We start from the raw sequence: 1729 nt of genomic DNA, 5'->3' as shown, positions 1-1729 counted from the left end.
GAAATCTCTCACTCCTACCCATTTGACTGGCGTACGAAAAAACCAATCATCTGGCGTGCAGTACCTCAATGGTTTGCTTCTGTATCTAAATTCCGCCAAGAAATCTTAGATGAAATTGAAAAAGTCAAGTTCCACTCAGAGTGGGGTAAAGTCCGTCTGTACAACATGATTCGTGACCGTGGTGATTGGGTTATCTCTCGTCAACGTGCTTGGGGTGTCCCGCTTCCAATCTTCTACGCAGAAGATGGCACACCAATCATGACAGCTGAAACCATCGAGCATGTGGCTCAACTCTTTGAAGAACATGGTTCCATCATCTGGTGGGAACGGGATGCCAAGGACCTCTTGCCAGAAGGATTTACCCATCCAGGTTCGCCAAATGGTGAGTTCAAGAAAGAAACAGATATCATGGACGTATGGTTTGACTCAGGTTCTTCATGGAATGGTGTTGTGGTTAACCGTCCAGAACTCAAATATCCAGCAGATCTTTATCTTGAAGGGTCAGACCAATACCGTGGTTGGTTCAACTCATCACTCATCACCTCTGTAGCTAACCATGGTGTCGCACCATACAAACAAATCTTGTCACAAGGTTTTGCCCTTGATGGTAAAGGTGAGAAGATGTCTAAATCACTTGGAAATACCATTGCTCCAAGCGATGTTGAAAAACAATTTGGTGCGGAAATCTTGCGTCTCTGGGTAACCAGTGTGGACTCAAGCAACGATGTACGTATCTCTATGGATATCTTGAGCCAAGTTTCTGAAACTTACCGTAAGATCCGTAACACTCTTCGTTTCTTGATTGCTAATACTTCTGACTTTAATCCAGCTGAGGATGCAGTTGCTTACGAAGAGCTTCGTTCAGTGGACAAGTACATGACCATTCGCTTTAACCAACTTGTTAAGACAATTCGTGATGCTTATGCCAACTTCGAATTCTTGACAATCTATAAGGCATTGGTTAACTTTATCAACGTTGATTTGTCTGCTTTCTACCTTGACTTTGCCAAAGATGTTGTCTACATCGAAGGTGCAAAATCACTTGAACGCCGTCAAATGCAAACTGTCTTCTATGACATCCTTGTGAAGATCACCAAACTTTTGACACCAATCCTTCCTCACACTGCGGAAGAAATCTGGTCATATCTTGAGTTTGAAGCCGAAGATTTTGTTCAATTGTCAGAATTACCAGAAGCTCAGACTTTTGCCAACCAAGAGGAAATCTTGGATACCTGGTCAGCATTCATGGACTTCCGTGGTCAAGCTCAAAAAGCCTTGGAAGAAGCACGGAATGAAAAAGTCATCGGTAAATCACTTGAAGCTCACTTGACCGTTTATCCAAATGAAGTGGTGAAAACACTTCTTGGAGCTGTTGATAGCAATGTAGCTCAACTTTTGATTGTCTCTGAATTGACTATCGCAGAAGGACCAGCCCCAGAAGGTGCAGTGGCCTTTGAAGATGTAGCCTTCACAGTTGACCGTGCTGCTGGTGAAGTTTGTGACCGTTGCCGTCGTATCGACCCAACAACTGCAGAACGCCACTACCATGCAACCATCTGTGATCACTGTGCAAGCATCGTTGAAGAGAACTTTGCAGACGCAGTTGCAAAAGGTTTTGAAGCAAAATAATAGATATCAAAAGAAGTTCCATAATGGAACTTCTTTTTGAATGCAGACAAACTATTTTTTTATAAAACAGCTGGATGATTTTCAAAAAATGACTTTCATA

1 protein-coding gene is annotated in these 1729 nt (G+C 42.7%); it reads left to right on the top strand.

The features are described 5' to 3' along the window. The coding region (locus ACLOR3_RS06535; RefSeq protein ID WP_412037084.1) for an isoleucine--tRNA ligase at positions 1 to 1629 on the top strand (1629 nt) is incomplete at its 5' end. Positions 1630 to 1729 lie beyond the last annotated feature (100 nt).

Source organism: Streptococcus intestinihominis (assembly GCF_046824975.1).
GTDB lineage: Bacteria > Bacillota > Bacilli > Lactobacillales > Streptococcaceae > Streptococcus.
This window is presented reverse-complemented; position numbering and strand designations above follow the sequence as displayed.